This window comes from Natrinema soli (assembly GCF_028618695.1).
This window is the reverse complement of the sequence record NZ_JAQIVI010000414.1, coordinates 1-6,524: the sequence shown is the minus strand read 5'-3', so window position 1 is coordinate 6,524 and position 6,524 is coordinate 1. Positions and strand designations below refer to the sequence as shown.

Here is a 6,524-nt window from a genome sequence, read left to right as displayed (position 1 = left end):
GGCCCCGGCCTCGAGATTCGGACCATCGTCGCGACGCTCGGCGGCGGCGTCCTCGCGATCGGTGCCTCGGGGACCTTCAACCACGTCCTCGAGCGCGACGTCGACCAGAAGATGTCCCGCACCGCGGATCGGCCGCTGGCGGTCGATCTGATCCCGGTCCGAAACGCGCTCGCGTTCGGGCTCGGGCTGACCGTCCTGTCGCTCACGGCCTTCCTGACGATCAATCGGCTCGCGGCGGCGCTCGGGCTCGCCGCGATCATATTTTACAGCGTCGTCTACACATTGCTGCTCAAACCGAACACGGTCCAGAACACCGTCATCGGCGGCGCTGCTGGCGCGCTTCCCGCGCTGATCGGCTGGGCCGCCGTGACGAACGAGATCGGCTGGCCCGGACTCGCGCTCGCGGGCGTTATCTTCCTCTGGACGCCGGCACACTTCTACAACCTCGCGCTGGCGTACAAGGACGACTACGCTCGCGGCGGCTTTCCAATGATGCCGGTCGTCCGGGGCGAGACCGTCACCCGCAAACACATCCTCTACTACATCGCCGCGACGTTCGTGAGCACGATCGCGCTGGCGTGGATCACCGAACTCGGCGCGCTGTACGCCGGCACGGTCGTCGTCTTCGGCGGGATCTTCCTCTGGGCCGCCGTTCGCCTGCACTTCGAACAGACCGAAGTCGCCGCATTCCGGTCGTTCCACGCCTCGAACGCGTTCCTCGGGGCGGTGCTCGTCGCGATTCTCGTCGACGCGCTCGCGTTCTGAATCGGCTGTCCCTCCCGTTGCGTCCAACGACCGCCGTGATAACTGTCACAAGCGGCCTGCTGAATATAGAGGATGAGTTCAGTATGGCGGTTTTTTGTTCATCCATCGGAAATGAATCGGCTGTTCAGTAGATATGCGAATAGAACACAGTTCGTGTCTCGGATAGCTGATAGAGATAGTGTTATTCTGTTCTGGTGATTGCTACCTTTCCCGTTTTATTTGGCACAATAGATGGGGTATGGTTTTCAAGTTCAAGTGGACCACACCGATGACCAACGGCGTCAATACTGGCGCGATAGGCGCTCTGTGGCGTTGAGCCTCAGTGACGCGGTCTGCCCGGTGGTAACCCCTCTCGTGCTTCAGTGACACGCCGCCGGAACCGGGGAAGACGAAGGCAATGGCCTTCGCAACGCGGCTACAATCCAAAGAAGAGGATCAACAGGAATGTGAGGTAGGACCCGAGCGTCGCCAGCGCCGGTATGGCGTGCTGTAGGACGACAACTTGTATCGTTGTCATTGGGTCGAAAACCGCCTCGTCCGCAGCTGCGGCTGGCCGCACGTTTGTCACGAAGCCCGCTGTCGGTTGGCCAGTGCTTTCGAAGCTATCCGGGCCGGTTCGATCCGAGCCCGAAAGCGCGTTGTTCTGTTGCCGGGTCTTTCGGCCCCATCCGATGCCAGCGATGCACAGCGTCGCAACGACGACGAAACTCGCCGGAATGCCGAGTGCGGCGAGCAAAATCACCAGCCCTGCACTGATGGGCGCGACGACGAACGCCGCGGGGAGCGAAAGGTCGGCAATCTCGTGGCCGAGCGTATCGAGCGTGCGACGAGCGATGGTGAACGACCCCAAGGCGACCGCGGCCGAACCGAACAGAATGCCAACGTTCATCCCGAGTTCGCCGCTCCCGATCAGCGGTACGATCACGTTCGCTATGTTCGAAGTGCCGGAGCTGAACGCCATCAGACAACCGATGCCGACCACGAGTCCCCCCATGAGGAGCTCATCGCGTGTCACCGTGGCGATCGACGGCCGAGGGAGAACCCCCGGCCGGACGAACGCGACTAACCGTCCTTCGCTCCGGTGACCCTCAACCCACCGCTCGATCTGTGGATAGAAGTACCGGCCAACGATGGCACAGAGTCCAAAGCCGATGATCGGCGTAACGAGCCACCAGGCGACGATTTCACCGCTCACTGTCCAGTTGAGTTCGCCGCTCGCCATCCCGAGGCCGGCGATGGCGCCGACCGTCGTCATGGAGGTGGACGCTGGGACGCTGAGCAGGTTCCCGGCAAACAATGCGAAGCCGATGAAGAGGAGGATCACCACACTCGTCTTGAGGGTGAATACGCCGGTATCGTGCACGATATCGTTCCCGAGCGTGCCGACGACCCGTCGACCGAACGTCCACGCCCCCAGGAAGAAAAACGCCGACATCAGCCCTCCGGCTCCGACCTTCGATATGAGATTCGCGCCGATTGCGGGGGCGAACGCCGGAGCAGTGGTCGCACCGCCGATGTTGTATCCGACGAAGATCGCCGCGGCGACTGCAATCAGTAGCAGCGGACCAATCACGGTAGAAGAAAAAGGCGACCACGGTTTTAAGCATCATGCTAGTCGCTCACTCAGTGTTGCATATGCGCCCTTACTTAACGTTCATGCCGTTACTGACGGTCTCTCGATTGGTTATCCGGCCACCGGTAAGTGCTTGCCCTGTACTGAGCGCCTTCAACTTCGCAAATCGGGCTTAGTCTCATGCGACATTCGCGTCTTCTATTCAGCACGGGGCTCCGATCATCATTCCTATTCCAAACAACTGAGTCACCGTCTTCGGTCACTCACCACAGCAGGTGCGGCCAGACGAACGTAAAGAGGAACCAGATGAGCCCCGTCAGGACGACGGTCATAATTGCGTTCAGCACGAGCCCCGTCCGGAGCATGTGGCGCTGCTTGACGTAGCCGCTGCCGAACACGATGGCGTTCGGCGGCGTCGCCACCGGCAGCGCGAAGGCGAAGCTCGCGGCGATCGTCCCGGCGACCGAGAGGAAGAGCGCGGTGGAGAAGTCGGTCAGCCCGAGCGTCGCCGAAAAGACGCTCCCCAGACTGATCAGGATGGGAACGATGATACTGGTCGTCGCGGCGTTCGACGTCATCTCGGTCAGGAAGATGATCACCAGTACGACCGCACCGATAACGAGCACGATGGGTGCGCCGACGAGCCCGCCGAACACCGTATCCGCGATCCACTCCGTCGCGCCCGTGTCCGCGAGGGCGTTCGCGAGCGAGATACCGCCGCCGAACAGCAACAGCGTCCCCCAGTCGATGTCGACCAGTTCGTCCCACTCCATCGTATCGGCCAGCACGAGCGCGGGAACCGCGGCGACGCCCACCATCACGTAGTAGAGCAGCCCCTGGTGACCCTCGACGCCGAAGACCGTCATCCCGTCCCCGCCGAACAGCGTCGTCAGCCAGACGCTCGAGAGGTACGGTTCGAAGAACTCGCCGAGCCCGCCGAGCATCCAGAGACCGGCCGTCACGGCGAAGATCGCCGCCACTCGTTTCCCGCGGGGATCGAGCTCGCCCATGGCCTCGAGTTGTTCGCGGGCGGTGGCACGGGCCCCCTCGACTGCCGGAATCTCCGGGGGATACAGTACGTACGTCAGAACGAACCAGACGAGCGGGAGCGTCACGACGACGACGGGGAAGCCGACGAGGAACCAGTCGGTGAACCCGATTTCGTAGTCCAGAATCGCGTTGAGTTGGCCGACGAGGATCGCGTTCGGCGGCGTGCCGATGATCGTCCCGACGCCGCCGACGCTCGCGGCGTAGGCGGTCCCGAGGAGCATCCCGATCTGGAGGTTCGTGAACTCGGCCGTCGGTTCGACGGCCCCTCCGTCGGCGGCTGTTTCGGCCGTTTCGGCCGCCTCGGTATCTCGGACCGATTCCTCCGCTGACGCGAGATCGTCCCGGTCGAGCACCTGTGTGAGAACGCCGATCGCGATGGGCGTCATCATCGCGGCCGTCGCGGTGTTCGAGACCCACATCGACAACACGGCGGTCACGACCATGATCGAGAGGATCAACCGCCGCAGTGAACTTCCCATTCTGGCGATGGCGTACAGCGCGATCCGTCGGTCGATATCGTACTTTTGAATCCCGTTCGCAAGCATAAAGCCCGCCAGAAACAGGAAGATGATGTGATCGGCGAACCCGACGAGGGCGGCGTCCATGGTGTCGTAGACGCCAGTCCCGGTCAACAGCACTGGAATCGTCAATGCGGTGACCGCCAACGGGAGCGCGCCGCTCACCCAGAGAAAGCCGGCGAAGAACATCGTCGCGATTGCGTACTGCCCGGTCGTCGAGAGCCCCGATGGGGAGGGTGCGGCCGCGATCGCCGTCATTCCGATCCCCGCTAGGAGAAATTGTAGTATTCGACCGTTTGAGCCGCCTAGCAGCCTGCGTATCATTGATACAGTCGAAGATTATCATTATCATTGTTAAGCCCTTCCCTTTGCGAGCGTCCCACACAGTGACAGCTAGAAGTGGTCGACGATTGCCCGTACCTGGTCGTCAGTGAGTTCGGAGCCATAGAGTTCCAGGAGCGTCCGTCGGCGGGAGCGAGACAGGGACCGATTCCCGCTCTCGAGCATCGAGATGTGGGCCTGTATGAGCTCGTCGACTTCCCGTTCGACGGCCCGCTGATCGTACCCAGCGGCGACCCGAAGGAGCCGCCATGCGCGCGGCGAGATACCGTCGAGATCGGGAACGTCGGAAGCGTCCATGAGAGTCTGGTACGAGTGAAATGATAGGCATCATTGAAATGTGCTTCGTCAGGAACCGCCGGTACTTGCCGCAGCTTCCTTCGAACGACCGGTGATCGCCTCGCACACCGTGGCTGTCAGCGGCTATCGTCCATCGCCGGCGAACGGAGCCGTGCGGGCAGTTACGACCCCTGATCGCCGGCTCAGAGCGTGTAATCGTACTCTCCGCCTTCGGTCGCCAGAAACGCCTCGAGCAGGTCGATCGTCGCCGCGATGTCGTCGACGTGGGCGGTCTCGGTCACGGTGTGGAGGTACCGCGTCGGAACCGAGATCGCACCGACGGGTTTCGCGCCGGACGCCTGCTGGAAGCCCGCCGTGTCGGTACCGCCGGCGGGGAGGATCTCGAGTTGGTAGTCGATCCCCTCGTCGTCGGCGATCGACTGGAGCCGGCCGTGGAGTTTGGGGTTCGTGATGACGCTCGAGTCCTTGAGTTTGATCGCGGTTCCGCCGCCGAGTTCGGTGACGCGCTCGCCGGCGTCGAAGCCGGGGATATCGTTGGCGACGGTGACGTCCAGCGCGAGCGCGAGGTCGGGATCGATGTCGACGCCGAGGGTGCGCGCGCCCCGCAGGCCGACTTCCTCCTGGACGGTCGCACAGAAGTGGATCGTCACGTCCGGGTCCGTCACTCGGCGGGCCGCCTCGAGCATGGCGAACAGACAGACCCGATCGTCCAGGGCCTTGCCGGTGATCGTCTCGCCGACGCGCTCGGTCGTTTGGGCCATCGTAACGAGGTCGCCGGGGGAGACGCGCTCCTCGAGGTCCTCGAAGGGGAGGCCGGGGTCGACGACGACGTCCTCGACCGCGGGCGTTTTCTCGCGTTCGTCCTCGTCCAACGTGTGCGGCGGCGGCGAACCGATGACTGCGGGGATATCCTCCTCCTCGGCGTGGATCGTCACCCGCTGGGCTTTGAGGACGCGGGCGTCCCAGCCGCCGAGCGCGTCGAGTTCGACGAAGCCGTACTCGTCGTCGCTCCCGCGGACGTGGCGCACCATGAACCCCACTTCGTCCATGTGGGCCGCGACGGCCACCGAATAGTCGCTCTCGCCCTCGAGCGTTCCGACGACGTTGCCCATCGCGTCGGTGCGGATGCGATCGACGGACTTCTCGAGTTCTCGGACGACGAGATCGCGAACGCGATCCTCGTAGCCGGGGACGCCGCTCGTCTCCGTCAGTTCCGTCAGGAGAGCCAGATCGAACGGAACGGTTGTCATACTCGTCCGTGAGGCGCGATATTATATAAGCTCGCGGAAACGGCGACCGTACTGCGACGGATCGGTGTCCGGGAGCGCTCGTCCGGTCGTCGCCGTTTTTCGAGGTCGGGCGCGACCGTCGGTCGCAAACTTTCAACTGACGGGAGTGATCGTCGACTGTGAGTGGGGAAGAGCATTGCCATATTATACGTCTACAACTCATGCAAAATTTATTATTTTAAACTTAAAGTGTTATTAGGATTGAATAGTGTAACTAATCGTCGAATTCATCCCCGCGCTAAAACGCGGAGATTTCTCCGTGTACTTCCGTAACCGCGAGGTATTAACGGATCCGACCGCTAGCTGTGTCTATGAGTGACGTACGTGTGGCAGGAACAGGGCTGACGCCGTTCGGAAACAGCCCCGAACGGACCGGCCGCGATCTCTTCGCCGAAGCGAGCATCACGGCGTTCGAAGCGAGCGGCGTCCCTCGAGACGACGTCGAGGCGGTCCTCTACGGCAACTTCATGGGTGAACTCTCCGAGCATCAGGGCCACCAGGGACCGCTGATGGCCGAAGCCGCGGGCGTACAGGCCCCCGCGACCCGCTACGAATCCGCGTGTGCCTCGAGCGGCACCGCCGTCCGCGAGGCCGTCAAACGAATCCGTAACGGCGAGAACGACGTCCTGCTGGTCGGCGGGGCGGAGCGGATGACCAACCTCGGTACCGCGGGCGCGACCGAAGCGCTCG

The 6,524-nt window shown here is 62.8% G+C and carries 6 protein-coding genes; 2 read left to right on the top strand and 4 right to left on the bottom strand.

The annotated features are described in order from the left end of the window. Positions 1-765: heme o synthase (locus tag PGX04_RS22690; protein ID WP_273740584.1), on the top strand; the 765-nt coding region annotated here is incomplete at its 5' end. Between the two features lie 415 nt (positions 766-1,180). Here PGX04_RS22690 and PGX04_RS22685 read toward each other — a convergent pair. The 4 genes from PGX04_RS22685 to PGX04_RS22670 all read right to left on the bottom strand — a co-directional run bounded on the left by PGX04_RS22685 (position 1,181) and on the right by PGX04_RS22670 (position 5,795). After that, positions 1,181-2,338 (bottom strand): inorganic phosphate transporter, encoded by a 1,158-nt coding sequence (locus PGX04_RS22685; RefSeq protein ID WP_273740583.1) that lies wholly within the window; start codon positions 2,336-2,338, stop codon positions 1,181-1,183. A 263-nt stretch (positions 2,339-2,601) separates the two neighbouring features. Continuing rightward, the gene (locus PGX04_RS22680) at positions 2,602-4,230 is read right to left on the bottom strand and encodes an SLC13 family permease (RefSeq protein WP_337959485.1); all 1,629 of its coding nucleotides are present in this window, start codon (positions 4,228-4,230) and stop codon (positions 2,602-2,604) included. A 69-nt stretch (positions 4,231-4,299) separates the two neighbouring features. Beyond that, the gene (locus PGX04_RS22675) at positions 4,300-4,545 is read right to left on the bottom strand and encodes a hypothetical protein (protein ID WP_273740581.1); all 246 of its coding nucleotides are present in this window, start codon (positions 4,543-4,545) and stop codon (positions 4,300-4,302) included. Between the two features lie 182 nt (positions 4,546-4,727). Then, positions 4,728-5,795, bottom strand: coding sequence for a M42 family metallopeptidase (locus tag PGX04_RS22670; RefSeq protein ID WP_273740580.1), 1,068 nt, complete (start codon positions 5,793-5,795; stop codon positions 4,728-4,730). A gap of 350 nt (positions 5,796-6,145) precedes the next feature. On the opposite strand from PGX04_RS22670, the gene PGX04_RS22665 reads away from it, so the two are divergent. Next, positions 6,146-6,524 (top strand): thiolase family protein (locus PGX04_RS22665; protein WP_273740579.1); only part of this gene is annotated, 379 nt, incomplete at its 3' end.